The sequence below is a fragment of the Micromonospora sp. WMMA1949 genome (assembly GCF_027460145.1).
In the GTDB taxonomy this organism is placed as follows: Bacteria; Actinomycetota; Actinomycetes; order Mycobacteriales; family Micromonosporaceae; genus Micromonospora.
On record NZ_JAPZBG010000001.1, the window covers coordinates 4,502,036 to 4,527,020 of the forward strand.

At 74.4% G+C, this 24,985-nt stretch carries 21 protein-coding genes and 1 pseudogene; 13 read left to right on the forward strand and 9 right to left on the reverse strand.

The features are described from left to right. Nucleotides 1-2: 2 nt before the first annotated feature. Genes O7607_RS21350 through O7607_RS21360 form a run of 3 tightly spaced genes read right to left on the reverse strand, consistent with a single transcriptional unit; the run spans nucleotide 3 to nucleotide 2,070 of the window. Nucleotides 3-599, reverse strand: a complete 597-nt coding sequence (locus tag O7607_RS21350; RefSeq protein WP_269704930.1) for a TetR/AcrR family transcriptional regulator — start codon at nucleotides 597-599, stop codon at nucleotides 3-5. Continuing rightward, nucleotides 596-1,351, reverse strand: a complete 756-nt coding sequence (locus tag O7607_RS21355) for an ABC transporter permease (RefSeq protein WP_269704931.1) — start codon at nucleotides 1,349-1,351, stop codon at nucleotides 596-598. The genes O7607_RS21350 and O7607_RS21355 overlap by 4 nt, the downstream gene beginning before the upstream one ends. After that, entirely contained in the window at nucleotides 1,348-2,070 is a 723-nt protein-coding gene (locus tag O7607_RS21360) for an ABC transporter ATP-binding protein (protein WP_269704932.1), read from the reverse strand. The genes O7607_RS21355 and O7607_RS21360 overlap by 4 nt, the downstream gene beginning before the upstream one ends. A gap of 110 nt (nucleotides 2,071-2,180) precedes the next feature. Between O7607_RS21360 and O7607_RS21365 the strand changes: the two genes are divergently transcribed. The 5 genes and pseudogenes from O7607_RS21365 to O7607_RS21385 all read left to right on the forward strand — a co-directional run bounded on the left by O7607_RS21365 (nucleotide 2,181) and on the right by O7607_RS21385 (nucleotide 6,067). Beyond that, nucleotides 2,181-2,570, forward strand: a complete 390-nt coding sequence (locus O7607_RS21365; protein WP_051611426.1) for a MerR family transcriptional regulator — start codon at nucleotides 2,181-2,183, stop codon at nucleotides 2,568-2,570. 151 nt (nucleotides 2,571-2,721) lie between these two features. Further along, a pseudogene (locus O7607_RS21370) lies at nucleotides 2,722-3,369 on the forward strand (phosphoribosyl-AMP cyclohydrolase); the annotation flags it as partial. A gap of 180 nt (nucleotides 3,370-3,549) precedes the next feature. Further along, entirely contained in the window at nucleotides 3,550-3,963 is a 414-nt protein-coding gene (gene hisI, locus O7607_RS21375; RefSeq protein WP_269707052.1) for a phosphoribosyl-AMP cyclohydrolase, read from the forward strand. Continuing rightward, the gene (locus tag O7607_RS21380; RefSeq protein WP_269704933.1) at nucleotides 3,960-5,513 is read left to right on the forward strand and encodes an anthranilate synthase component I; all 1,554 of its coding nucleotides are present in this window, start codon (nucleotides 3,960-3,962) and stop codon (nucleotides 5,511-5,513) included. Before hisI ends, O7607_RS21380 begins: the two co-directional genes overlap by 4 nt. Beyond that, a complete protein-coding gene (locus O7607_RS21385; RefSeq protein ID WP_269704934.1) occupies nucleotides 5,510-6,067 on the forward strand; it encodes a Trp biosynthesis-associated membrane protein in 558 nt (185 codons plus the stop codon). The genes O7607_RS21380 and O7607_RS21385 overlap by 4 nt, the downstream gene beginning before the upstream one ends. On the opposite strand, the gene O7607_RS21390 is transcribed toward O7607_RS21385, so the two are convergent. Continuing rightward, entirely contained in the window at nucleotides 6,060-6,335 is a 276-nt protein-coding gene (locus tag O7607_RS21390; protein ID WP_269704935.1) for a hypothetical protein, read from the reverse strand. The two genes, O7607_RS21385 and O7607_RS21390, sit on opposite strands and share 8 nt — an antisense overlap. Before the next feature lie 445 nt (nucleotides 6,336-6,780). Here O7607_RS21390 and trpC point away from each other — a divergent pair, with 445 nt between their 5' ends. Genes trpC through trpA form a run of 3 tightly spaced genes read left to right on the forward strand, consistent with a single transcriptional unit; the run spans nucleotide 6,781 to nucleotide 9,653 of the window. Then, nucleotides 6,781-7,584 carry an indole-3-glycerol phosphate synthase TrpC gene (gene trpC / locus O7607_RS21395; RefSeq protein ID WP_269707053.1) on the forward strand — a complete coding sequence of 268 codons (804 nt, stop codon included), beginning with the start codon at nucleotides 6,781-6,783 and terminating at the stop codon, nucleotides 7,582-7,584. A gap of 34 nt (nucleotides 7,585-7,618) precedes the next feature. Beyond that, a complete protein-coding gene (gene trpB, locus O7607_RS21400) occupies nucleotides 7,619-8,845 on the forward strand; it encodes a tryptophan synthase subunit beta (protein ID WP_269704936.1) in 1,227 nt (408 codons plus the stop codon). 4 nt (nucleotides 8,846-8,849) lie between these two features. Then, nucleotides 8,850-9,653 carry a tryptophan synthase subunit alpha gene (trpA, locus tag O7607_RS21405; RefSeq protein WP_269704937.1) on the forward strand — a complete coding sequence of 268 codons (804 nt, stop codon included), beginning with the start codon at nucleotides 8,850-8,852 and terminating at the stop codon, nucleotides 9,651-9,653. A gap of 212 nt (nucleotides 9,654-9,865) precedes the next feature. On the opposite strand, the gene O7607_RS21410 is transcribed toward trpA, so the two are convergent. Further along, nucleotides 9,866-10,402, reverse strand: a complete 537-nt coding sequence (locus tag O7607_RS21410; protein ID WP_269704938.1) for an NUDIX hydrolase — start codon at nucleotides 10,400-10,402, stop codon at nucleotides 9,866-9,868. A 102-nt stretch (nucleotides 10,403-10,504) separates the two neighbouring features. Here O7607_RS21410 and lgt point away from each other — a divergent pair, with 102 nt between their 5' ends. Together lgt and O7607_RS21420 are read left to right on the forward strand one after the other, a co-directional pair. Next, nucleotides 10,505-11,710 carry a prolipoprotein diacylglyceryl transferase gene (gene lgt / locus O7607_RS21415; protein WP_269704939.1) on the forward strand — a complete coding sequence of 402 codons (1,206 nt, stop codon included), beginning with the start codon at nucleotides 10,505-10,507 and terminating at the stop codon, nucleotides 11,708-11,710. An 11-nt stretch (nucleotides 11,711-11,721) separates the two neighbouring features. Next, nucleotides 11,722-12,909, forward strand: a complete 1,188-nt coding sequence (locus O7607_RS21420) for an FAD-dependent oxidoreductase (RefSeq protein WP_269704940.1) — start codon at nucleotides 11,722-11,724, stop codon at nucleotides 12,907-12,909. Nucleotides 12,910-12,972: 63 nt separating this feature from the next. Here the strand turns inward: O7607_RS21420 and O7607_RS21425 are convergent, their stop codons facing one another. Then, nucleotides 12,973-13,815 (reverse strand): GNAT family N-acetyltransferase, encoded by an 843-nt coding sequence (locus O7607_RS21425; RefSeq protein ID WP_269704941.1) that lies wholly within the window; start codon nucleotides 13,813-13,815, stop codon nucleotides 12,973-12,975. A 146-nt stretch (nucleotides 13,816-13,961) separates the two neighbouring features. Between O7607_RS21425 and gltB the strand changes: the two genes are divergently transcribed. Both gltB and O7607_RS21435 read left to right on the forward strand, forming a co-directional pair. Then, nucleotides 13,962-18,617, forward strand: a complete 4,656-nt coding sequence (gene gltB, locus O7607_RS21430) for a glutamate synthase large subunit (RefSeq protein WP_269704942.1) — start codon at nucleotides 13,962-13,964, stop codon at nucleotides 18,615-18,617. Next, nucleotides 18,610-20,115, forward strand: coding sequence for a glutamate synthase subunit beta (locus O7607_RS21435; protein WP_269704943.1), 1,506 nt, complete (start codon nucleotides 18,610-18,612; stop codon nucleotides 20,113-20,115). The genes gltB and O7607_RS21435 overlap by 8 nt, the downstream gene beginning before the upstream one ends. Before the next feature lie 55 nt (nucleotides 20,116-20,170). Here the strand turns inward: O7607_RS21435 and O7607_RS21440 are convergent, their stop codons facing one another. Both O7607_RS21440 and O7607_RS21445 read right to left on the reverse strand, forming a co-directional pair. Next, nucleotides 20,171-20,680, reverse strand: a complete 510-nt coding sequence (locus O7607_RS21440) for a hypothetical protein (RefSeq protein ID WP_269704944.1) — start codon at nucleotides 20,678-20,680, stop codon at nucleotides 20,171-20,173. Between the two features lie 59 nt (nucleotides 20,681-20,739). After that, nucleotides 20,740-22,275: a M1 family metallopeptidase gene (locus O7607_RS21445; protein WP_269704945.1), complete on the reverse strand. Its 1,536-nt coding sequence runs from the start codon at nucleotides 22,273-22,275 to the stop codon at nucleotides 20,740-20,742. Nucleotides 22,276-22,470: 195 nt separating this feature from the next. On the opposite strand from O7607_RS21445, the gene O7607_RS21450 reads away from it, so the two are divergent. After that, nucleotides 22,471-23,256 (forward strand): SGNH/GDSL hydrolase family protein, encoded by a 786-nt coding sequence (locus O7607_RS21450; protein WP_269704946.1) that lies wholly within the window; start codon nucleotides 22,471-22,473, stop codon nucleotides 23,254-23,256. Nucleotides 23,257-23,322: 66 nt separating this feature from the next. Here O7607_RS21450 and O7607_RS21455 read toward each other — a convergent pair whose 3' ends face one another. After that, the gene (locus tag O7607_RS21455; RefSeq protein WP_269704947.1) at nucleotides 23,323-24,777 is read right to left on the reverse strand and encodes an MFS transporter; all 1,455 of its coding nucleotides are present in this window, start codon (nucleotides 24,775-24,777) and stop codon (nucleotides 23,323-23,325) included. Nucleotides 24,778-24,985 lie beyond the last annotated feature (208 nt).

Sequence of the window (24,985 nt, forward strand, 5' to 3'; positions counted from 1 at the left end):
CCTCAGGTGACGTCGCCGGTGAGGTAGCGCTGGACCGTGGGACCGATGGCTGCCACCAGCGTCGCCGGTTCGGCGGTCGCGACCGCGTCGAGGCGGAGCACGTACCGCATCATGGCCAGCCCGGCGAGCTGGGTGGCGACCAGGCCGCCGCGCAGCGCGCGCTGCTCCGGGTCGACGCCGAGATGGTCGAACACCCGGCGCAGCACCTGCGTGACCAGGAACTCGCGCAGCAGCCGGGCGGTCCACTCGTTGCTCACCGCCGAACGCAGCAGCGCCACCGCGGCCGTGCCGGTGGGGGAGTCCCAGACCTCCAGGAACATCCGGACCATCCGCTCGCCGAGCCCGTCCGCGCCGCCGGCGAGCACCGCCGGCAGCAGCCGTCCCGGGTCGGCCGGGAACGCCGTCGCGGCCCGGAACAGATCCTCCTTGCCGCCGAAGTAGTGGTGCACGAGCGCCGGGTCCACGCCGGCCGCCGCGGCGATCGCCCGGATCGACGCGGCGTCGTAGCCACGCTCGGCGAACGCCTCCCGCGCCGCGGCGAGGATGGCCTCGCGGGTGTCCGGGCTGCCGGGCCGCCGCCCGGTGCGCCGCGCGCTCACCCGCTGCGCCGGCGCAGCGTCGCGGCGGCCAGCACCAGCGCCGCCACCGCCGCCCCGGCCACGATCGCCACGTCCCGCCACATCGTTCCGGTCGGCTCGGCGTGCGCGCCGACCTCCTGCAACGCCTCGACCGCGTACGACAGCGGCAGCGCGTCGCTGACCGCCTGCAGCCAGCCGGCCATCTGGTCGCGGGGCACGAACAGGCCGCACAGCAGCAGTTGCGGGGCCACCACCACCGGCATGAACTGAACCGCCTGGAACTCGGTGCGGGCGAACGCCGAGCAGAACAGCCCGAGCGCCACCGCCAGTACCGCGTTCACCCCGGCGATCAGCACGACCAGCCACGCGCTGCCCGCAGTCTCCAGACCGAACACCCGGTACGCGACGACCGAGGCGACTGTGGACTGGAGCACCCCGGCCAGGCCGAACGCGATGCCGTACCCGAACAGCAGGTCGAGCTTGCCCAGCGGCGTGGTGAGCAGGCGCTCCAGCGTGCCCGTGGTGCGTTCGCGGAGCATGGCGATGCTGGTCACGAGGAACATGATGATGAACGGGAAGAAACCCAGCATGATCAGGGCCACCCGGTCGAACGTGCTCGGCGCGCCGGGCGGGGCGGGCTGGTCGACGTACATGAAGTAGACGAGCGTGAGCAGCACCGACGGCACCAGCACGAGCAGCGCCACGGTCCGCCGGTCGTGGCGGAGCTGACGCAGGATGCGTCCGGTGGTGGCGGCCAGGATCGGTCCGTTCATCGCGCTTCCCCCTCGGCGTCGCGGATCAGGCGCAGGAACGCCTCCTCCAGGTCGTCGGTCCCGGTGGCGGCGCGGACCGCGGCCGGGGTGTCGTCGGCGACCAGCCGGCCCTCGCGGATCAGCAGCAGCCGGTCGCAGCGGGCGGCCTCGTCCATCACGTGGCTGGAGACCAGCAGCGTGGTGCCGGCCGCGGCCATGGCGTGGAACCGGGCCCACAGGTCGGCGCGCAGCACCGGGTCCTGGCCGACTGTGGGTTCGTCGAGCACCACCAGCTCCGGCTCGCCGACCAGCGCGCACGCGAGCGAGGCGCGGCTGCGCTGGCCGCCGGAGAGCGTGCCGACGAGCTGGTCGGCCGCCTTGCCGAGGCCGACGTCGGTCACCGCGCGGTCGGCCTCGGCGCGGCCCCGGCCCTGCAGCACCGCGAAGTAGCGGGCGTTCTCCCGCACCGTCAGGTCGGCGTAGACGCTCGGCGCCTGCGTCAGATAACCCACCCGCCGGCGCAGCTCGGCCGAGCCCGCTGGGCGGCCGAGCACGTCGACGGTGCCGGCACCGACCGTCTGCACGCCGACCACCGCGCGCATCAGCGTGGTCTTGCCGCTGCCGCTGGGCCCGAGCAGTCCGGTCACGGTGCCCCGGGGCACCCCGCAGCTGATGCCGTGCAGCACCCGCCGCCCGCCCCGGTCGACCACCAGCTCGCGGACCGACACCGCGTCGTCCATGCTCGCCTCCGTCAATTCATCACCCGTTGAACTCAACGGTAGGTGAATTCCTCCGCCACGGCAACGAGGGACTTGACTTCGAGTGGGCTCGAACTGGAAGCCTGGAGGGCGTGGACATCAGCACGCGGGAGATGAGCCTCACCGTGGGTGAGGCGGCGGAACGGGTCGGCCTGACCACCTACACGCTGCGCTGGTACGAGCAGGAGGGCCTGGTGGGTCGCGTCGGGCGGGACTCGTCGGGCCGCCGGCGCTACACCGAGTCCGACGTCAACTGGCTGTTCCTGCTCACCCGGCTGCGGCGGACCGGCATGCCGGTCCGTGACATGCGCCGCTACGCGGAGCTGGCCCGGCACGGGGACAGCACGCTCGGCGCGCGACGGGCGCTGTTCGAGGCGCACCGGGCCCGGGTGCTGGCCCGGATGGCCGAACTGGAGGAGGACCTGAAGGTCCTCGAGTACAAGATCGACGCATACCGCCGGGCGGAGGAGGAGTCGGGCTGACCGCCCCGGTGGCGGACAGGGAGTCCGGCACCGGAAGATCGGGTCTCGGCAGCATGGCGTCGTGGGCCCAGCTTCGTTGTCCGACACCGGGTTCCTCGACGACTGGGCCGCCCGGCTGCGGCAGGCCGCCGACCGGCCGGTCGTCGGGATCATGCTGCGCGGCAGCCACGCCCGGCGGGCCGCCACCGAGCACAGCGACGTGGACGTGGACGTGCTGGTGGCCGCCGACGAGGGACGCGCCGCCGCGGGGCACCGGCGGTCCACGTCCCGCCGCGGCACGCCGTACGCGGCCCGCCGGGCGTACCTGACCGAGTACGGCGGTCGCCTCGTGCACGTCTCCGTGGCCGCCCGCGACGTCCGCTCCTGGGTGCGCCGCCTGAGCCAGCCCGCCGACTGGGCGTTCGGCCTCCCGGTCACCGCGCCCGCCCGGCTGCTGTGGGCGGTGCCGGAGTGGCGCCGCCGGATCGACCTGCCCGTGCTGTGCCAGCCCGCCGACGAGCCCCGCCTGGAGGAGCTGCTCGCGACGCTGGGCAAGGTCGCCGCCGCCCGGGTGGCCGACGACCCGGTCGGGGTCCGGCTCGCGGCGGCCGACCTGGCCCGGCTCTGCCCCTCGGTGCTGCGGCCGGCGAACCCGTCGGTGCGCGTGGTGTCCCGCCGCGCCGCCCTGTCCGCCGCGCTGGACCTGCCGGTCGCCCCGCCCGGCTACCGCGACGACATGCTGCTCTGCCTCGGGCTGCGCGCCGGTGACCCGGCCGCTGTCGGCGCCGCCGCCGGACGGCTGGTCACCGGCATCCTCCCGCTGGTCCGCCCGTACGCGGACGAGATCGCCGCCACCCACGGCGCGGACCTGGCCGAGGCGCTCGTCGACGGCCGGGTGGACCGCTACCTCGGTCAGTTCGGCCGGGCGCTGGCGACAGTGACGCCCGCCTCCCGGGACACGTCGGCGGTACCCGGGCCGCGTGCGGGAGAATGGTCAACCGTGCCCGCCCCTGACGCGCCGCTGACCGGCGCCCCCAGTCCCGGCCCGGCCCGGCCGTCCCGGCTCGACCCGGCCATCGCGGCGAAGCTCCGCCGCACCCCGGACGGCCTGGTCGCCGCCGTGGTCCGCGCCCACGACTCGGGCGAGGTGCTGATGGTCGCCTGGATGGACGACGAGGCGCTGCACCGCACGCTCACCACCGGCCGGGCCACCTACTGGTCGCGCAGCCGCGGCGAGTACTGGGTCAAGGGCGCCACCTCGGGCAACCACCAGTACGTGCGCTCGGTGGCGCTCGACTGCGACGGCGACGCGCTGCTGGTCAGCGTCGAGCAGGTCGGGGCGGCCTGCCACACCGGGCAGCGCACCTGCTTCTTCACCGACCTGCCGGTCAGCTCCCCGGAGGTGACCCCGTGACCGACGGCACCGTCAGCCCGGACCGGTCCACCTTCGCCGACCTGGCCGCCCGCTGGCGGGTCGTGCCGGTGACCCGGCGGCTGCTCGCCGACGCGGAGACGCCGGTCGGGGTCTACCGCAAGCTGGCCGGCGGCCCCGGCACGTTCCTGCTGGAGTCCGCCGAGCAGGGCGTCGGCTCGGCCGGCACGGCCTGGTCGCGCTACTCGTTCATCGGCGTGCGCAGCAGCGCCACGCTGACCGAGCGCGACGGCGCGGCGAGCTGGACCGGCACCCCGCCGGCCGGCGTGCCCACCGGCGGCGACCCGGTCACCGTGCTGCGCGAGACGGTCGCCGCGCTCGCCGGGCCCGGCTGGGATCCGGCCGGTGACATGCCGCCGCTGACCGGCGGCCTGGTCGGCTACCTCGCCTACGACCTGGTCCGCCGCTTCGAGCGCCTGCCCGAGCTGACCGAGGACGAGCTGGACGTGCCCGAGCTGGGCATGATGCTCGCGACCGACCTGGTGGTCCTCGACCACTACGAGGGCTCCGCGATCCTGGTCGCCAACGCCGTGCTGCCGCCGCTGGACGACCCCGGCCGGGCGGAGCGGGTCGACGCCGCGTACCACCACGCCGTGGGCCGGCTCGACGCGATGACCACCGCGCTGTCCCGGCCGATTCCGCCCATGGTCTCGACAGTGGACCGGCCCGGCGTCGGCGAGGTGGTCAGCCGCACCCCCGAGGGCGGCTACCCGAAGGCGGTGGAGACGGCCAAGGAGGCGATCCGGGCCGGCGAGTGCTTCCAGATCGTGCTCAGCCAGCGCTTCGAGCGTCCCACCGAGGCCGACCCGCTCGACGTCTACCGGGTGCTGCGCACCACGAACCCCAGCCCGTACATGTACCTGCTGCGCTTCGACGGCTTCGACATCGTCGGCTCGTCGCCGGAGGCGCACCTCAAGGTCAGCGCCGGCCCGGACGGGCGGCGGCGGGCGCTGCTGCACCCGATCGCCGGCACCCGGCCGCGCGGCGGCTCCCCGGACGGCGACGCCCGGCTCGCCGCCGAGCTGCTCGCCGACCCGAAGGAACGCGCCGAGCACGTGATGCTCGTCGACCTGGGCCGCAACGACCTGGGCCGGGTGTGCCGGCCGGGCACTGTCGAGGTGCCCGAGTTCGCCACCATCGAGCGCTACAGCCACGTCATGCACATCGTCTCCACAGTCGTCGGGGAACTGCGTGAGGACCGCACCGCGTTCGACGCGCTCGCCGCGACGTTCCCGGCCGGGACGCTCAGCGGCGCGCCGAAGGTGCGCGCCATGGAGATCATCGAGGAACTGGAGCCGGTGCGGCGCGGCGTCTACGGCGGCACCGTCGGCTACTTCGCGTTCGGCGGCGACCTCGACATGGCCATCGCGATCCGCACGGCGCTGATCCGCGACGGCCGCGCCTACGTGCAGGCCGGCGCCGGGATCGTGGCCGATTCCGACCCCGACGCCGAGGACCGGGAGACGCGCAGCAAGGCCGCCGCCGTGCTCGCCGCCATCGCGGCCGCCGAGACGCTGCGGGCGGCCCGGTGAGCGCGCCCGGTACCACCGCGCCGCCGGCCCGCGGCCGGCGCGAACTCGCGTACGCGGTGCTGCTCTGCCTGGCCGGCGCGGGCCTGGCCTGCTGGGCGGTCACCCGGACCTGGGCGGTGGAGACGACCGCCCGGGGGTCGCTGCCGTCCGGGCGGGCCGAGCGCACCGGTACGGACCTGCTGCCCTGGGTGCTGGCGCTGACCTACGTGGGACTCGCCGGCGGTGGCGCGGTGCTCGCCACCCGGGGCCGGCTGCGCCGTCTGCTGGGTCTGCTGCTGGCCGCCGTCGGCGTGGCCGTGGCGGCCGGCGGCGGGATCGGCCTGACCGAGGCGGGGGTCAGCCGGCAGTGGCCGGTGCTGGTGCTCGCCGGCGGCCTGGCCCTGGCGGCCGGTGGAGTGTTCACCGCGCTGCGCGGCGACGGCTGGCCGGCGATGGGCGCCCGGTACGAGCGGCGATCCGCCCCGGCGGACGAGCCCGGCCGTCCGGCGGTCGAGCGTGGCACCCGGGACGCGTGGGACGCGCTGGACCGGGGCGAGGACCCGACGGTCAGCTGACCGGCTGCGCCTCGCGGGCGTCGCGCCGCTGCCGGGCCGCGGCCCGCGCGGCGGTCAGCTCGGCCACCAGCCGCTCCAGCTCGCGGCGGTGGGCGGCGCGGGCCCGGTCGGCGCAGACCGCCTCCCAGGCGTTGCCCCGTGCGGTCCGCATCCGGCCGTCGCCGGCCGTCGCGCGCTCCAGCGTGTGCACCACGCCGACGGCGAGGGAGGCGACGGTACGGGAGATGGTGGTCAAGCCGATGGTCTGGGTCGGCCCGTTGGCGCTCATGGTCACCCCATACGAGATCGTTGGCGACGGTCGGCAGCCGCCGGCGTCGAGTGTGCCCGACGACGATGCTTCCGGGTGGACGTTTCGCCGCCGTGAAGCACAGGTCAACGCTGTCGTACCGGGCGCCACCTGGGCAGGGCCGGAGGTCCTTGAGCTTGGTCACAGCCCGCCACGTGGAACCGGTCCTGCGGCCCCGGAACGATCGTGGTGAGATAGGGATGGGTGACGGTCGATGCCAGCGGTGGCGCTGCGTGACATGGCGTTCACCGGAAGTCGGCCATCATGCCACAGCCCATGTCGTGAGGTGCGCCATACCCCCGGGCACTCGTCGCCAGGTGGCGCCCCCTAGCATCGGCCCATGACGCCCGGAGAGGGGAGTCCGTTGGTGACTGCTGAGCATGCGCACGCGGAGGGGGACGACGCCGGAGCGGCGCCGTCCGCAGGGGTGCTCGACGAGATCCTGGCCGGCGTGCGCGAGGACGTGGCCCGGCGCCAGGAGCAGATTCCGCTGGAGCGGATCCGGGAACTGGCCGCCGCCGCGCCGCCGCCGCTCGACGCGTACGCGGCCCTGCGCCGCCCCGGCGTCGCAGTGATCGCCGAGGTGAAGCGCTCGTCGCCGTCCAAGGGGCGGCTGGCCGAGATCGCCGACCCGGCGGACCTGGCCGGTGACTACGCGGCAGGTGGCGCGCGGGCGATCAGCGTGCTCACCGAGGGCCGCTGGTTCGGCGGGTCGCTCGACGACCTGGCCGCGGTGCGGGCCGCGGTGAACGTGCCGGTCCTGCGCAAGGACTTCGTCGTCTCCAGCTACCAGGTGCACGAGGCCCGCGCGCACGGCGCCGACCTGGTGCTGCTGATCGTCGCCGCGCTGGAGCAGAACGTGCTGGTCGGGCTGCTGGAGCGGATCGAGTCGCTGGGCATGACCGCGCTGGTCGAGGTGCACACCGAGGAGGAGGCGGACCGCGCCCTGGAGGCCGGTGCGCAGGTGATCGGCGTGAACGCCCGCGATCTGCGTACCCTGGAGGTCGACCGCTCGGTGTTCGAGCGGATCGCGCCCGGCCTGCCGAGCAGCGTCGTCAAGATCGCCGAGTCCGGGGTGCGTGGCCCGCACGACCTGATCCGGTACGCCTCCGCCGGCGCCGACGCCGTGCTGGTGGGCGAGGGCCTGGTAACCCAGAAGAGCCCGCGCGAAGCGGTCGCCGAGCTGGTCAACGCCGGTAACCACCCGGCCACGCCCCGCCCGGTGCGCTGAGCCGCCGGGCACCCGATCCGAGAGGACGCCCGCGATGAGCGCCGCACCCGCAACCGGCCCGGTCCCCGACGCCGCCGGTCACTTCGGCCGGTTCGGCGGCCGGTTCGTCCCCGAGGCGCTCGTCGCCGCGCTGGACGAGCTGGACGCGGCGTACCGGAAGGCGATGGGCGACGAGGACTTCCTCGCCGAGTTCGACGCGCTGCTGCGCGACTACGCGGGCACCCCCTCGCTGCTCTACGAGGCCCGGCGGTTCTCCGCGCAGATCGGCGCGCGGGTCCTGCTCAAGCGCGAGGACCTCAACCACACCGGCGCGCACAAGGTCCGCAACGTGCTGGGCCAGGCGCTGCTCACCAAGCGGATGGGCAAGCGGCGGGTCATCGCGGAGACCGGCGCCGGCCAGCACGGCGTCGCCACCGCCACCGCCGCCGCGCTGTTCGACCTCGAGTGCGTCGTCTACATGGGCCAGGTGGACACCGAGCGGCAGGCGCTGAACGTGGCGCGGATGCGGATGCTCGGCGCCACCGTCGTCCCGGTGACCGCCGGTTCGCGCACGCTCAAGGACGCGATGAACGAGGCGATGCGGGACTGGGTCGCCAACGTCGAGGACACGCACTACCTGATCGGCACCGCCGCCGGGCCGCACCCGTTCCCGGAGATGGTCCGGGACTTCGTGCGCGGCATCGGCGAGGAGGCCCGCCGGCAGTGCCTGGACCTGACCGGCGCGCTGCCGGACGCGGTCGCGGCCTGCGTCGGCGGCGGCTCCAACGCGCTGGGCATCTTCCACGCGTTCGTGCCGGACACCGGGGTCCGGCTCTACGGCTTCGAGGCCGGCGGCGAGGGCGTCGACACCGGCCGGCACGCCGCCAGCATCACCGGCGGCTCGTCCGGCGTGCTGCACGGCACCCGCACGTACGTCCTCCAGGACGCCGACGGGCAGACCATCGAGTCGCACTCGATCTCGGCCGGCCTGGACTACCCGGGCGTCGGGCCGGAGCACGCCTGGCTGCACGACACCGGCCGGGCCACCTACTTGCCGGTGGACGACGCCGACGCGATGGCCGCGTTCGAGCTGCTCTGCCGCACCGAGGGGATCATCCCGGCGATCGAGAGCGCGCACGCGCTCGCCGGCGCCCGCGCGATCGCCCCCCGGCTGGCCGAGGAGTTGGGCCGGGAGCCGGTGATCGTGGTCAACCTGTCCGGGCGGGGCGACAAGGACGTGCACACCGCCGGCGCGTACTTCGGCATCCTCGACAAGGAGTGACAGCGTGAGCCGCATCGGGGTCGCCTTCGACAAGGCGCGGGCGGACGGGCGGGCGGTGCTGGTCGGCTGCATGCCGGCGGGCTTCCCGACCGTCGAGGGCAGCATCGCCGCCATGACCGCCATGGTCGAGGCGGGCGTGGACGTCATCGAGGTGGAGATCCCGTACTCCGACCCGGTGATGGACGGCCCGGTGATCCAGAAGGCGAGTGACATCGCGCTCGCCGGGGGCGTGCGCGTCGCGGACACGCTGCGCGCCGTCGAGGCGGTCGCCGCGACCGGGGCGAGCGTGGTCACCATGACCTACTGGAACCCGATCGAGCAGTACGGCGTGGACGCGTTCGCCCGCGACATGGCCGCCGCCGGCGGCACCGGCCTGGTCACGCCGGACCTGATCCCCGACGAGGCCGCCGAGTGGCTGGCCGCCTCGGACGCGCACGGCCTGGACCGGACGTTCCTGGTCTCGCCGTCCTCGACCGACGCGCGGCTGCGGATGACCGCCGAGCACTGCCGCGGGTTCGTCTACGCCACCGCGATCATGGGGGTCACCGGCGCGCGGGCGCAGACCTCCGAGGCGGCCCCGGTGCTGGTCTCCCGGCTGCGCGAGGTCACCGACATCCCGGTCGGCGTCGGGCTGGGCGTGGGCACCGGCGCGCAGGCCGCCACCGTCGCCGGGTACGCCGACGCGGTGATCGTGGGCAGCGCGCTGGTCCGCTGCGTGCTGGACGCCCCGGACCAGGCCACCGGCCTGACCGCGCTGCGCAAGCTCAGCGCCGAACTGGCCGACGGAGTCCGCAACCCCGCTCGCTGACGCCCGGGTTCCGCTCCGTCGCCACCTGCTTGATCGACTCCACTTCGCCGAGCTGGCGTGGTCCAGGACGCCGGGACACCGCCACCTCGCCGAACTGGTGTCGATCAAGCGCGAGCGCGACCCGGCCGCCCGAGATCTTGGTACGAAACGGCCCTCATAGGGGCCGAAACGTACCAAGATCTTCAAGGTGACCCGCGTGAGTGGGAGGGTGGTCAGCGGCTACTGCTGTCGGCCTGCTCGGATGCGCGCTGGCCGGGCGGGGCGGGCGGCCCGTCGCCGGGTGGCGTGAGCGCGTCGGCGGTGGTCGTGTGCCGCAGCACGCCGGAGCGCCCGGCGAGTGCGTCCGCGACCGCCGCGCGCGTCGTGGGGGTCAGCACGTCGGGCAACCCCTCCGCGGACCACCACTCCACCAGGCACCCGGCCACCGGATCGCCCGCGGGCTGCACGCCGGCCGGCGCGGCGCGGAACACGTGCACCAGCACGTCCGGCCGCGAGCCGCACCGCCCGGCCGGTGGGGCGGGCGCCTGCGGATCGGTGACCCGGTAGAGGCCCACCAGGTCAGCCGGCTCCACCGCCCAGCCGGTCTCCGCGCGGACCGCCCGGACGACGGCGTCCGCCGGGCTCTCGTCGTGACGCAGCCGCCCGCCCGGCAGGCCCCAGCGCCGGGCCCCCTCGGACCGGCGGCAGAGCAGCAGCCGGCCGGATGCGTCGGTGACGACAGCGGCGACCGCCCAGGTGAGCGGGCTCATGTACAAAGAGCCTACGACCGTGCAAACCAGATGTCATCCGACCCGCGCGGCAGGCGGCCCGGGGTGCCGCGCACACAGTCCGCACCGGTACCGTGTGCACCCGTGACCCTCGCCCCGATGACCCCACTGGCGGCCATGCCCAGCCCCAGCACCGCCGTCTGGCAGCTCGGTCCGGTTCCGATCCGGGCGTACGCGCTCTGCATCATCCTCGGCATCGTGGTGGCCTGCGTGGTCACCGAGTACCGGCTGCGCCGCCGCGGTGTCGCGCCGGGCGCGGTGCTCGACATCGCCGTCTGGGCGGTGCCGGCGGGCATCATCGGCGCGCGGATCTACCACGTGATCACCTCGCCGGAGAAATACTTCGGTGCCGGCGGCGAGCCGATCAAGGCGCTCTACATCTGGGAGGGCGGCCTCGGCATCTGGGGCGCGGTGGCCGGTGGCGCGGTCGGCGCGTGGCTCGCCGCCCGGCAGCTCGGCATCCCGTTCACGGTGATCGCCGACGCGCTGGCGCCGGGCCTGCCCCTGGCGCAGGCGGTCGGCCGCCTGGGCAACTGGTTCAACAACGAGCTGTACGGCGGGCGCACCACGCTGCCCTGGGGCCTCGAGGTGCACGTGATGGACCCGGACAACCCGGGGCACGCGCTGCGCGACGACGCCGGCAACCCGGTGCTCCAGCCGGGGCTCTACCACCCGACGTTCCTCTACGAGGCGCTCTGGAACGTCGGCGTCGCCGCGCTGGTGCTCTACCTCGACCGCAAGCTGCGGCTCGGGCGCGGCCGGGCGTTCGCGCTCTACGTGATGGGTTACACGGCGGGCCGGTTCTGGATCGAGCTGATGCGCACCGACGAGGCGAACCTGATCCTCGGCGTACGCCTCAACGTCTGGACCGCCGCGCTGGTCTTCCTCGGCGCGCTGGCCTACTTCATCCGGGTCCGCGGTCCCCGCGAATACCTGGTGCCGGTGGGCGAGCCGGCCCCCGCTGCCGGCCCCGCGGGCGACGTGTCCCAGGTCGACCTCTCCGCCCGGGACGCCGACGTACGACCGGTCGCGCCCGAGGGCTACCGGGTGGTGACCGAGGACCAGTTCGAGGCGTACCGGAAGACCGGCGTGCTGCCCCCGGTGGAGCCGCCGGCCGACGACGAACCGGCACCGGCCGACTCCGCCGCCGACACCGCGACGGACGGCGACGACAGCGCGGACGCCGACCGGGCGGACGGCGACGGCACGGACCCGGAGCGGGCGGACGCCGAGCGGACGAACGCCGGCCGGGCTGACGGCGGCGGGCGCCCGGCGGACCGGGACAGCTGAGCGGGGGAGTCATGCGCAGCGCGGTGGTGGTCGGCGCCGGCCTCGGCGGAATGGCGGCGGCCGGTGTGCTGGCCCGGTCGGGCTGGCAGGTCACGCTGCTGGAACGCGCCGACCGGGTCCGCCCGGAGCCGACCGCCGTGGTGCTCTGGCCCAACGGGGTCCGCGCGCTGCGTGCCCTCGGGCTGGGCGACGGGCTGGACGCGATCGCCACCCCGCTGCCCGACGGCGGCGTCCGCCGGCCGGACGGCCACTGGCTGGTGCAGGCCCGGTCCACGCCGGCCGAACGGATGCCGGTGGTGGTGCACCGGGAGGATCTGCACGACGCGCTCATCGCGGGCCTGGGTGACCGGGTCGAACTGCGGACCGGCGTGACGGTGCGGACGGTACGCGCGGCGCCGGGCGAGCGCCCGGCGGTGGGCGACGGCCGGCACACCTACGAGGCGGACCTGGTGGTGGCCGCCGACGGCACCGACAGCGAGATCCGGCGGCACCTCGCCCCGGAGACCGCCGTGGTCAGCTCCGGCTGTGCCGCCTGGCGCGCGGTCATCCCCTGGTACCGCGCCCCGCAGCTGCCGGACGACCAGCCGGTGCACGGCGAGACGCTCGGCGCCGGGTACCGCTTCCTGGCCGCCTCGCTCGGCGAGCGGGGCACCGCGGGCGCCTCCCGCCGGGGCGGCGTCTACTGGGTCGCCACCGCCGCGGGCGCGCCCCGCCCGGAGCCGCCGGAGATCCAGCTCGCGCTGCTCAAGCGCTGGTTCGCGGGCTGGCCCGCCCCGATCGCCACGCTGCTGGAGGCGACCGACCCGGAGGACGTCGTCCAGCAGGAGATCCGTGAGCTGCGTCCGCTGCCGAAGGCGTACGGCTTCCCGGCCGGCCCGGGCGGCGTAGTGCTGCTCGGCGACGCCGCGCACGCCATGCCGCCGCACCTCGGGCAGGGCGCCTGCCTGGCGTTCGAGGACGCGGCGACGCTGGCCGGGCTGCTGCGGGAGTCGCGGCTGCCCGACGCGGTGACCGCGTACGACAGGTTGCGCCGCCCCCGGGCGGCCACGATGGTCCGGCAGACCCGGCGGATGTCGGCGGTCCTGCAGGCTCGGGGCCGGCTGGCGCTCCGGGCCCGGGACGCCGCCCTGGGCACGATCAGCCCGCGACTGCGCAACACCGCCGCCGCGGCGGCCGCCGCCTGGCAGCCGCCGTCCTGACCGTCCTGACGCGGCCCTCGGGGGCGCGCGGTCCCCGCGCGGGCGGGCGGCCCGCGCCGGTGCTCAGATGACGGCTGCGGGCTCGGCGATGCAGGCGGTGCCGATCCGGCGGAACCCGACCCGCAGGTAGACGCGGGCGATGTCCTCGCTGCCCGCGCTCAGGAAGATCAGGCCGGTGCCGGCGGCGCGCAGTTCCCGGGCCAGGGTGGCGGTCACCGCGGCGCCCAGCCCGCGCTGCCGGGCGGACGGCAGCGTGGCCACGCCGGCGATCTCCGCCACGTCGTCGACCCGCATCGCCATCCCGCTCGCGAGCGCGCCCTCCTCGGGCGTCTCGGCGAGCACCGAGATGCGCCGCCCGTCGGCGACCCGGGCCGCCTCCTCCTCCAGCGCGGCCACGTCCAGCTGGGCGAGGGCGGCGTCCCGCTCGGCCGGTCCGGCCTCGCCGCGCGCCGTGCCGCCGTTGGCGAAGCCGACCGCCGCGACGGCCCGCCGCAGCGCGATGTCCGCCGCGAAGCCGGGGTCGCCGGGGTCCAGCACCCGCACCGGTACGTCGCTGAAGGTCCCCGGCTCGGGCAGCCGCTCCGGCTCCAGCAGCATCAGCGGTGCCTCGAGCACGCTGAGCCCGGCCGAGCGGGCCACCGCCAGCAGGTCGGGCTGGTGCTCGTGCACCCACTCGAACGCCTCCGGCAGGCCCAGTTCCCGCTGCCGCGCGCGGACCGCCGTGACGTCGGCGAGCGTGGGCGCCTCGGTGGCGTCGTGCCGGGGCCGGGCGTAGAACGGCCAGCCGTCCCCGTCCCGGACGAACAGCACCAGAGCGCCGTAATCCTCGGTCCGGGCCCCGTCGCGGGGCACCGCGTCGTAGAACCGCTCCAACCGGGCGAGTACGTCAGCGCGTGCGAGATCCACCGCGCGAGACTACACGTCCCAGCATCTGGAAGTGTGATCAATCTGAACTGGTCTTGCGCCGGAAGCCCTAACGTAGACTCAATAAACCGCAGAGGGCCGACGTCGTCCCCAATCATGATCCATCCTGAGTGACGACAGGAGGCCCGGTGGCCTTTCCGTACCCTCACAGCCCGCAGCCGGCCCCACCGACCGGGCTATACGACCCCGCGTACGAGCACGACGCCTGCGGCGTGGCCTTCGTGGCCGACCTGCACGGGCGGCGCTCGCACCAGGTCGTCGCGAACGGCCTCGGGGCGCTGTGCCGGCTCGACCACCGGGGCGCCCGGGGCGCGGAGCACAACACCGGGGACGGCGCCGGCATCATGATCCAGGTGCCGGACGCGTTCCTGCGCGCCACCGTCGACTTCCCGCTGCCCCCGGCCGGCCAGTACGCCACCGGCCTGGTGTTCCTGCCGGACGACGACGCGGCCGAGGCCCGTGCCCGCCAGGTGGTCGACAAGTACGCGCTGGTCGAGGGCGCCGACGTGCTCGGCTGGCGGGAGGTGCCGACCGACCCGTCCGATCTGGGGGAGACCGCGCTCGCGGCGATGCCCCGGGTCCGGCAGCTGTTCGTCGCCGCGCACCGGCTGACCGGCTCGCCGGACGGCCCGGCCGGCTCCCCGCTGACCGGGCTCGACCTGGACCGGGTGGCGTTCTGCCTGCGCAAGCAGGTCGAGCGGGAGACCGCCGAGCGGGGCGTGCCGGCGTACTTCCCGTCGCTGTCCGGCCGCACCATGGTGTGGAAGGGCATGCTCACCCCGGACCAGCTCCCGGCGTTCTACCCGGAGCTGACCGACGAGCGGGTGGTCAGCGCCATCGCCCTGGTGCACTCGCGGTTCTCCACGAACACGTTCCCGTCCTGGCCGCTGGCGCACCCGTACCGGTTCATCGCGCACAACGGCGAGATCAACACGATCCGCGGCAACCGGAACTGGATGCAGGCCCGCGAGGCCCTGCTCCGGAGCCCGAGCATCCCCGGCAACATCCGCCGGGTCTTCCCGGTCTGCACCCCGGCCGCGTCCGACTCGGCCAACTTCGACGAGGTGCTGGAACTGCTGCACCTGGCCGGGCGGAGCCTGCCGCACGCGGTGCTCATGATGATCCCCGAGGCGTGGGAGAACGACCCGGACATGCGCGCCGACAAGCGCGCGTTCTACCGCTTCCACGCCAGCCTGATGGAGCCGTGGGACGGCCCGGCGTCGGTCGCGTTCACCGACGGCGAGATCGTCGGCGCGGTGCTGGACCGCAACGGCCTGCGCCCGGGCCGCTGGTGGCACACCGCCGACGGCCTGGTGGTGCTCGGCAGCGAGGCGGGCGTGCTCGACCTCGACCCGGCCACCGTGGTCGCCAAGGGCCGGCTCCAGCCCGGCAAGATGTTCCTGGTCGACACCGTCAACGGCCGGATCGTCTCCGACGACGAGATCAAGACCGAACTGGCCGCCGAGCAGCCGTACCAGGAGTGGCTGCACGCCGGCCTGATCGAGCTGGACGACCTGCCGCCGCGCGAGCACACCGTCTACACCCATGACTCGGTACGCCGCCGCCAGCAGACGTTCGGCTACACCGAGGAGGAGCTGAAGATCCTGCTCGGCCCGATGGCCCGCAGCGGCGCGGAGCCGATCGGCTCGATGGGCACGGACACCCCGATCGCCCCGCTGTCCACCCGGCCGCGGCTGCTCTACGACTACTTCCACCAGCTGTTCGCCCAGGTCACCAACCCGCCGCTGGACGCCATCCGGGAGGAGCTGGTGACCAGCCTGGCGTCCACCATCGGGCCGGAGGGCAACCTGCTCGACCCGGGCCCGGCGAGCTGCCGGCAGATCGTGCTGCCGTACCCGGTGATCGACAACGACGAGCTGGCCAAGATCCTGTCCATCGACGAGGACGGCGACCTGCCCGGCTTCAAGGCGGTGCGGGTCTCCGGGCTCTACCGCCTGCGCGACGGCGGCGCCGGCATCAAGGCCCGGCTGACCGAGATCTGCCGGCACGTCTCCGAGGCGATCGAGGACGGCGTCCGCATCCTGGTGCTCTCCGACCGGGACTCCAACGCCGACCTGGCCCCGATCCCGTCGCTGCTGCTCACCGCCGCGGTGCACCAGCACCTGGTCCGCGAGCAGACCCGTACCCAGGTGGCGCTGATCGTCGAGTCCGGCGACTGCCGCGAGGTGCACCACGCGGCCGTGCTGATCGGGTACGGCGCGGCGGCGGTCAACCCGTACCTGGCCTTCGAGTCGGTGGAGGACATGATCTCCACCGGCGTGCTGGCCGGCGTGGACCGGGTGAAGGCCGTCCGCAACTACGTCAAGGCGCTCGGCAAGGGCGTCCTGAAGATCATGTCCAAGATGGGCATCTCGACCGTGTCGTCGTACTGCGGCGCGCAGGTCTTCGAGGCGGTCGGCCTGGACACCCGCCTGGTCCAGCGGTACTTCCGCGGCACGCCGAGCACCATCGGCGGCATCGGCCTGAACGAGATCCACGCCGAGGTGGCGGCCCGGCACGCGCGGGCCTGGCCGGCGCCGGGCGCGCAGGCCACCGACCGGCTGGAGGTCGGCGGCGAGTACCAGTGGCGCCGCGAGGGCGAGCTGCACCTGTTCAACCCGGAGACGGTCTTCCTGCTCCAGCACGCCACCCGCAGCCGCCAGTACGACGTGTTCCGGCAGTACACCGCCAAGGTCGACGAACTGGCCGCGCAGGCGGGCTCGCTGCGCGGGCTGTTCACGCTGCGCACCGGCGTACGCCCGGCGGTGCCGCTGGACGAGGTCGAGCCGGCGAGCGAGATCGTCAAGCGCTTCGCCACCGGCGCCATGTCGTACGGGTCGATCTCGGCGGAGGCGCACGAGACGCTCGCCATCGCGATGAACCGGCTCGGCGGCAAGTCCAACACCGGCGAGGGCGGCGAGGACGTCGAGCGGCTGCACGACCCGGCGCGCCGCTCCGCGGTCAAGCAGATCGCCAGCGGCCGGTTCGGCGTGACCAGCGAATACCTCGTCAACGCCGACGACCTGCAGATCAAGATGGCGCAGGGCGCGAAGCCCGGCGAGGGCGGGCAGCTACCCGGCAACAAGGTCTGGCCGTGGATCGCCCGGACCCGGCACGCCACCCCGGGCGTCGGCCTGATCTCCCCGCCGCCGCACCACGACATCTACTCCATCGAGGACCTCGCCCAGCTCGTCCACGACCTGAAGTGCGTCAACCCGGCCGCCCGGGTGCACGTCAAACTGGTCAGCGAGGTGGGCGTGGGCACCGTCGCGGCGGGCGTGGCCAAGCTCAAGGCCGACGTCATCCTGATCTCCGGGCACGACGGCGGCACCGGAGCGTCCCCGCTCAACTCGCTCAAGCACGCCGGCACCCCGTGGGAGCTGGGCCTGGCCGAGGCACAGCAGACGCTGCTGCTCAACAAGCTGCGCGACCGGGTGACGGTGCAGGTCGACGGCCAGCTCAAGACCGGCCGGGACGTGCTGATCGCGGCGCTGCTCGGCGCCGAGGAGTTCGGCTTCGCCACCGCGCCGCTGATCGTCGAGGGCTGCGTGATGATGCGGGTGTGCCACCTGGACACCTGTCCGGTCGGCATCGCCACCCAGAACCCGGTGCTGCGCGAGCGCTTCACCGGCCGCCCCGAGTTCGTGGAGAACTTCTTCCTCTTCCTCGCCGAGGAGGTCCGCGGCTACCTGGCCGAGCTGGGCTTCCGCAGCATCGACGAGGCGATCGGCCACACCGAGCTGCTCGACGTGGCCGGTGCGATCGACCACTGGAAGGGCCACGGGCTCGACCTGAGCCGCGTGCTGCACCTGCCGGAGCTGCCCGAGGGCGCGGCCCGCCGGGGCGTACGCGCCCAGGACCACGGCCTCGACGTGGCGCTGGACAACCGGCTCATCGAGCTGGCCGGGCCGGCGCTGCGCGACGGTACCCCGGTGCGGGTCGAGGTCGAGGTCCGCAACGAGCATCGCAGCGTCGGCGCGATGCTCGGCGGCGAGGTGACCCGCCGCTTCGGCGGCGAGGGCCTGCCCGACGACACGATCGAGTTCCGGCTGCGCGGCACCGCCGGCCAGTCGTTCGGCGCGTTCCTGCCGCGCGGGGTCACGCTGCGCCTGTACGGCGACGCCAACGACTACGTCGGCAAGGGCCTGTCCGGCGGGCGGATCGTGGTCCGGCCGGACGCCGGCGCGCCGTTCGTCGGCGTGGACGCCGCGCCGGGCCGCCGCGCCGAGGACCAGATCATCGCCGGCAACACCATCCTGTACGGCGCCACCGGCGGCGAGGTGTACCTGCGCGGCCGGGTGGGGGAGCGGTTCGCGGTCCGCAACTCCGGCGCCGTCGCGGTGGTCGAGGGCCTCGGCGACCACGGCTGCGAGTACATGACCGGCGGCACGGTCGTGGTGCTCGGGCCGACCGGGCGCAACTTCGCCGCCGGCATGTCCGGCGGCACCGCGTTCGTGCACCGGCTCGACCAGCGGCTCGTCAACGCCGAGCTGGTCGACCTGGCGCCGCTGCGCGACGAGGAACGCGACCGGCTGCACGAGCTGGTCCAGCGGCACTTCGCCGAGACGGACTCGGCGGTCGCCGAGGACCTGCTCAAGCGCTGGCCGCAGGCGGTGGAGGAGTTCACCGCAGTGGTGCCCCGGGACTACCGCCGGGTCATGGAGATCATGCGGGCCGCCGAAGCCGCCGGCCGAGACGTCGACGACGCGGTGATGAGTGCCCTCTCTCCCGCACCGGTACCGCCCGCGCCGCGGGCGGTCGCCCAGGAGGTGGCTCGTGCCTGACCCGAACGGTTTCCTGCGCTACGACCGGCGGCTGCCGGCCCGCCGTCCGGTGCCGGTGCGCATCTCCGACTGGCGCGAGGTCTACCCGCCGGCCGGTGAGGAGCTGATCCGCGAGCAGGCCACCCGCTGCATGGACTGCGGCATCCCGTTCTGCCACGACGGTTGCCCGCTGGGCAACCGCATCCCGGACTGGAACGACCTGGTCCGCACCGGCAACTGGGACGCCGCGGTGGAGTCGCTGCACGCCACCAACAACTTCCCCGAGTTCACCGGCCGGCTCTGCCCGGCGCCGTGCGAGGCGGCCTGCGTGCTCGGCCTGGGCGGCCAGCAGCCGGTCACCATCAAGCAGGTCGAGGTGGAGATCGCCGACGCGGCCGTGGCCCGCGACGGCTTGCGGCCCCGGCCCGCCGCCGCCCCGACCGGCCGGTCGGTCGCCGTGGTCGGCTCCGGCCCGGCCGGGCTGGCCGCCGCCCAGCAGCTCGCCCGCGCCGGTCACACGGTCACCGTGTACGAGCGCGACGACGCGATCGGCGGCCTGCTCCGCTACGGCATCCCCGACTTCAAGCTGGAGAAGCAGCACATCGACAAGCGGCTGGCGCAGCTCACCGCCGAGGGTGTGCGCTTCCGTACCGGCGTCGAGGTCGGCGTCGACGTGACCGCCGAGCAGCTGCGCGCCGAGCACGACGCGGTGCTGCTGGCCTGCGGCGCGTTGCAGGGCCGGGACACCCCGGAGACGCCGGGCCGGCCGCTGCGCGGCGTGCACCAGGCGATGGCGCACCTGGTCGCCGCGAACCGGGTGGTGGCCGCCGCCGGGGACGGGAAGCCCGCCCTCGCGACGCTGCCCGACGGTACGCCTATCGACGCCGCCGGCAAGCACGTGGTGATCATCGGCGGTGGCGACACCGCCGCGGACTGCCTCGGTGTGGCGCATCGGCAGGGCGCGGCCGGCGTACACCAGCTCGACCTCTACCCGCAGCCGCCGTCCGAGCGCGACGCGGAGCGCGACCCGTGGCCGACCTGGCCGTGGGTGCTGCGCAACTACCCGGCGCACGAGGAGGGCGGCGCGCGGGTCTTCGCCGTCGCCGTGCAGGAGTTCGTGGACGACGGCACCGGCCAGGTCCGCGCGGTCCGGATCGCCGAGGTGACTGTGGAGAAGGTGGACGGTCGCCGGATCGTCACGCCGCTGCCCGGCTCGGAGCGGGAGATCCCGGCCGACCTGGTGCTGCTCGCCATCGGCTTCGAGGGCACCGAGGAGCAGCCGCTGCTGGCCCAGTTCGGGGTGGCCCGCAACGGCCGGGGCGCTGTCGACGCCCGCGGAGACTGGCAGGCCGCCGACGGCGTCTTCGTCGCCGGTGACATGCACCGGGGCGCTTCGCTGATCGTGTGGGCGATCGCCGAGGGACGCGCCGCCGCCGCGGCGATCCACGCGTACCTGGGCGGGGTGGGCGAGCTGCCCGCCCCGGTCGACCCGGCCCGCCAGCCGCTCGCCGCCAGATGAAAGGAAGGGCCCCCTCTTAACGCCTCAGGTAGAGGAGGGGGCCCTTCTTAACACTTCACCGGACCGCGCGCCGGCCGCGGCTCACCGTCCGGGCCAGCGCGCGCAGGACGCGTACCCGCGCCGGCCAGCGCCTCGGCGCGGGCCGGGCCAGGCCGAGGCTGACCACAGCGGTGTCGAGGCTGTCCTCCACCAGCGCGTCGTGCAGCGGACGGAAGAACAGCGGCCAGCTCACCCGCGCGGACCCGTGTGCGGTCATCACCAGCCGGTGGCGCAGCAGACACCCGTCGCCGGTCCCGGGCAGCACCTCGAACTCGTGGTGGCCGCGGAAGCCGGCCGGGGCGAGGAACCGGAAGCGGACGTACGCGCCGGGCCGGTAGTCCTGCACGGTGTAGCGGACCGGCCCGTGGCCGCCGGTGGCACCGACCCCCAACGGCTGGTCCAGGCGCATGGCCGGCCAGCGCCGCAGCGGCCAGAGGCGGTCCTCCGGCCCGGCCAGCGAGTCGATCAGCGCCCCGGCCGCCGAAGCCGGCACCGGCAGGTGTCGTTCGTGGACGTTGCGTATCACCGGTCTCCTCCCGGACGACGCGGGCCGGCCCGCAGCAGCGGACCGGCCGGACGGCACCGTCAGCGGCCGAGCAGGTCGTGCGCCGCGCGGATCTTCGCCGACGAGGCGGGCGGTGCCGGTGCGGCGGTCGTCCGCGCGGCGGCGGCCACGTCGGGCCGCCCCGGAGTGAACAGCCAGGTGGTGAACACCGCGTCGAGGTCCCGCCCGGAGATCCGCTCGGCGAGCGCCTGGAACTGCGCGACGGTGCCGTTGCTGTACTGCCGCTTGGCGGTCCAGGTCCGCAGGATGCGGAAGAACGCCGCGTCGCCGACGGCGAGCCGGATCTGGTGCAGCGCCATCGCGCCCCGGTCGTAGACCGCGTCGTCGAAGATCCGCCCGGCGCCCGGGTCGCCGGGGAGCACCTGCCAGAACTCGGAGCCGGCCGGGTAGCTGTCGTACGTGAAGTCGAACAGCTCCTGCGCGGTGCCCTCGCCCTGCTCCTCCGACCAGAGCCACTCGGCGTACGAGGCGAAGCCCTCGTTGAGCCAGATGTGCCGCCAGTCCGCCACCGCCACCGAGTCGCCGAACCACTGGTGGGCGTTCTCGTGCACCACCACGTACGGGTTGGCGCCGCGCCGCCAGAAGCCGGGGCCGTACACCGGGCGGGTCTGCGTCTCCAGCGCGAAGCCGATGCCGTCGACCGGCCCGGCCACGCCGCCCTGCGCCTCGAACGGGTACGGGCCGAACAGCCCGCTCTCCCAGTCGACGATCTCGGCGGTGCGTTCGATGCTGGCCCGCGCGGCGGGCAGGCGCTCGCCCAGCGTGGTGCTGTACGCGTTCACCACCGGCTGCCCGTTCGGCGCGACGTCGGTGACGATCTCGTACTGCCCGATGGCCAGGAACGCCTGGTACGTGGCACCGGGCTTGACGCTGCGCCAGCTCCACCGGGTGCGGTTGCCGGCCTCGGGCAGCGGGTCGCGCGGCTGCACGCCGTTGCTGATCACCTCGACGCCGGTCGGCACCGACACCGAGATGTCCCAGGTGGCCTTGTCCTTCGGGTGGTCGTTGCTCGGGTACCACCACCAGGCCGACTCTGGCTCGTTGACGGCGAGCGCCCCGTCGGCGGTACGCGTCCAGGCGGTGTAGCCCTGGACGGTGGTCTGCGACGGCACGCCCGCGTACGTCACCACGACGGTGAGCTGCTGGCCCTTCGTCAGCGGCCGGGCCGGGGTGATCACCAGCTCGTGGTCGCCGGCCCGGGTGAACCCGGCGACCCATCCGTTCACCCGCACCGACGCGACGTCGAGGACGAAGTCCAGGTCGAACCGGGACAGGTCCTTGGTGGCGGTGGCCAGGATCGTGGTGGTGCCGGTGAGCCGGTCGCCGGCCGGGTCGTAGCGCAGCCGGATGTCGTAGTGGCCGACGTCGTAGCCGCCGTTGCCGTAGTCGGGGAAGTAGCTGTCGCCCAGCCCGGGGCTGCCCGGCGTCGGGGTCGCCGCCGCGGGTTGCGGCCGGCCCCATCCGGTGGGGGCGGCCTGGGCGGGCGCACCGGTCACTGCGGTGCCGGTCGCGGTGAGGGTGAGGGCGGCGATCGCCGCCGTGAGTGCGCGTCGCACGGTGGACTCCCTCCGTCGGGTGTCGTCACCGCCAAGCTAATCGACACATGTGAACCAATCTGTCCCGTCGGACCGATCTCGACTATTCAATTTCGGCAAATGTTTCGATAGCATTACCGACCAGTAACAGCACCGATCCCTCGGCCACGCGCGCGGTCAACGGGCTCCACCACCCTGCCCCGTGGAGGCTCTGTCATGTCCCGTCGCGTCCGTACCGCGCTCGCCGCCGTCCTGGCGGCCGTCCTCGGCGCCGTGCTCCTGCCCGGCGCCGCCCGGGCGGCCACCGTCAACTACGTCGCCCTCGGTGACTCCTACTCCTCCGGAGTGGGCGCCGGCCCGTACGACCTGTCCACCTGCCTGCGCAGCCAGAAGTCGTACGCCCCGCTCTGGGCCGCCGCCCACTCGGTCACCAGCTTCAAGTTCCCGGCCTGCGGCGGCGCGGTCACCGCCGACGTGCTCAACAACCAGGTCGCCCAGCTCAGCAGCAGCACCACACTCGTCACCATCACCATCGGCGGCAACGACGCCGGCTTCGCCGACGTGATGACCAGTTGCCGATTCGGCAGCACGTCCAGTTGCGAGAGCGCGGTGAACGAGTCCAAGGCGTTCGCCACCGCGACGCTGCCGGCCCGCCTCGACGCCACGTACACCGCGATCCGCAACCGGGCCCCGAACGCCCGGCTGGTGGTGCTCGGCTACCCGCGGCTGTTCGAGACCGGCTCCTGCGGCCTGCTCGCCATGAGCAGCTACAAGCGCACCATCCTCAACCAGGCTGCCGACACGCTCAACGGCGTCATCTCCGGCCGGGCCGCCGCCGCCGGGGGCACCTTCGTCGACGCGCGGCCGTTCTTCGCCGGGCACGGCGTGTGTGCCGCCGACCCGTGGATCCGGGACGTCAGCGGCGTCATCGAGGCGTACCACCCGAACGCCAGCGGCTACCGCTACGGCTACCTGGCCGCGCTGACCGCCGCGATCGGCTGACCGGCACGGCGAAGCCCCGCCCGGCACAGGCGCCGGGCGGGGCTTCCGTCTGCGTACCCCTTGGGGTCAGCGGGCCGGGACCAGCTCCACCGCCGGCGCCAGGTCCGGCACCGCCGGCCCGATCCGCCGCCGCGGCCGGCGACGGCGGCCGGAGGGTACGGCGAGCGCGGCCAGTGCCGCGGCCACCGAGATGCCGGTGAGCAGCAGGAAGCCCGCCGTGAAACCGGCCTCCCGGGGCAGCCCGCTCGGCTGCGGATTCGCGGTGATCACGGCGCTGGCGAGCGCCGCGCCGATCGCGCCGCCGATGGTACGGATGTTGGCGTTCATGCCGGTCGCCGCGCCGGTCTGCCCGGCCGGCACGTTCGCCACGATCAGGTTGGCCATCGAGGCGAACGCCAGCCCGATGCCGAGGCCCACGAGGCCACCGGCGATCCCGACCTGCCAGCGGGTGTCGTGCGCGACGGTCAGCATGGCGGCGGCCGCCACGTTGAACACCGCGCCGGTGCTCAGCTGCGCCTTGGCGCTGAACCGGGACTGCAGTCGTCCGGCCAGCAGGCCGGCCACGAACATGCCGACGAGCATCGGCAGCATCAGCAGCCCGGCCTGGGTGACGCTGGCGCCGAAGCCGTAGCCGGCGCTGGTCGGGATCTGCGCGAACTGCGGCAGGAACGCGTAGACGGCGAACATCGAGGCACCGTAGAGCAACCCGACGAGGTTCGTGGTCCAGACCGCGGGCAGGCGCATCATCCGCAGGTCGATCAGCGGGTTCGCGGCGCGGGCCTCGGTCGCCAGCCAGGCGGCCGCGAGCACCGCGGCCAGCGCCAGCAGCCCGACCACCCGGCCGGAGCCCCAGCCCCACGCGGCGCCCTTGCTGACCGGCAGCAGCAGCGCCACCAGCCAGCCGGACAGGAGTACGGCGCTGAGCCAGTTGATCCGGCCCGGGGTGCGTACCGGCGAACGCGGGACGAACCGGTGCGCGGCGAACGCGGTCAGGCCGACCACCACCAGCGGGATCCAGAACAGCCACCGGTAGCCCAGCGTGGCCACGATCGGCCCGGCCAGCACCACGCCCAGCCCGCCGCCGACTGCCACGACCGCGGAGATCGAGGCCACCGCCGAGCTGACCCGGGGGGCCGGGAACTCGTCGCGGATGATGCCGAACGAGAGCGGGAAGACGGCGCCGCCGATGCCCTGCACCACGCGGGCGGCGATCAGTACGCCGATGCTGGGGGCGAGGGCGGCGAGCAGGCAGCCCAGCGCGAGCGCGGCGAGCGAGAAGACGAGCGTCTTCTCCTTGCCGACCATGTCGCCGACGCGGCCGATGATCGGCGTGAAGACGGACGCGGAGAGCAGGTAGGCGGTGAGCACCCAGGTCACCGTGTTGGGCGAGGTGTGCAGGTCGTGCTGGATGGTGGGCAGCACCGGCGTGATCAGCGACTGGAGCATCGCGAAGAATCCGGTGCCGGCGGCCAGCACGAGGAAGGTGAGACGGCGCGAGCCGCGCCCTGATGAGCGGATCATGTGGGAGAACTCCCCGTTGTCGGTACGAGACTGGTGGCCGCTCGCGCGGTCGTGCGGCGGTGGCGGCCGGGTTGTGCCGGTGCTCAGCGGTCGGCGGGCATGGTGGGACCTCCCGGGTCCGTGTCGTGGCGCGAGGATCGCGTGGCCGGAGGGCGGCCGGAAGTCCGGAGTAAGCTATCCGGAGGGGTGGCTCCGGTCAGTAACCGGA

Coding starts and splice junctions, on each gene's coding strand:
- O7607_RS21355 (WP_269704931.1), bottom strand. CDS start 1,351: ATGAACGGACCGATCCTGGCCGCCACCACCGGACGCATCCTGCGTCAG.
- O7607_RS21360 (WP_269704932.1), bottom strand. CDS start 2,070: ATGGACGACGCGGTGTCGGTCCGCGAGCTGGTGGTCGACCGGGGCGGG.
- O7607_RS21390 (WP_269704935.1), bottom strand. CDS start 6,335: ATGAGCGCCAACGGGCCGACCCAGACCATCGGCTTGACCACCATCTCC.
- trpB (WP_269704936.1), top strand. CDS start 7,619: ATGAGCGCCGCACCCGCAACCGGCCCGGTCCCCGACGCCGCCGGTCAC.
- O7607_RS21410 (WP_269704938.1), bottom strand. CDS start 10,402: ATGAGCCCGCTCACCTGGGCGGTCGCCGCTGTCGTCACCGACGCATCC.
- O7607_RS21420 (WP_269704940.1), top strand. CDS start 11,722: ATGCGCAGCGCGGTGGTGGTCGGCGCCGGCCTCGGCGGAATGGCGGCG.
- O7607_RS21450 (WP_269704946.1), top strand. CDS start 22,471: ATGTCCCGTCGCGTCCGTACCGCGCTCGCCGCCGTCCTGGCGGCCGTC.
- O7607_RS21455 (WP_269704947.1), bottom strand. CDS start 24,777: ATGATCCGCTCATCAGGGCGCGGCTCGCGCCGTCTCACCTTCCTCGTG.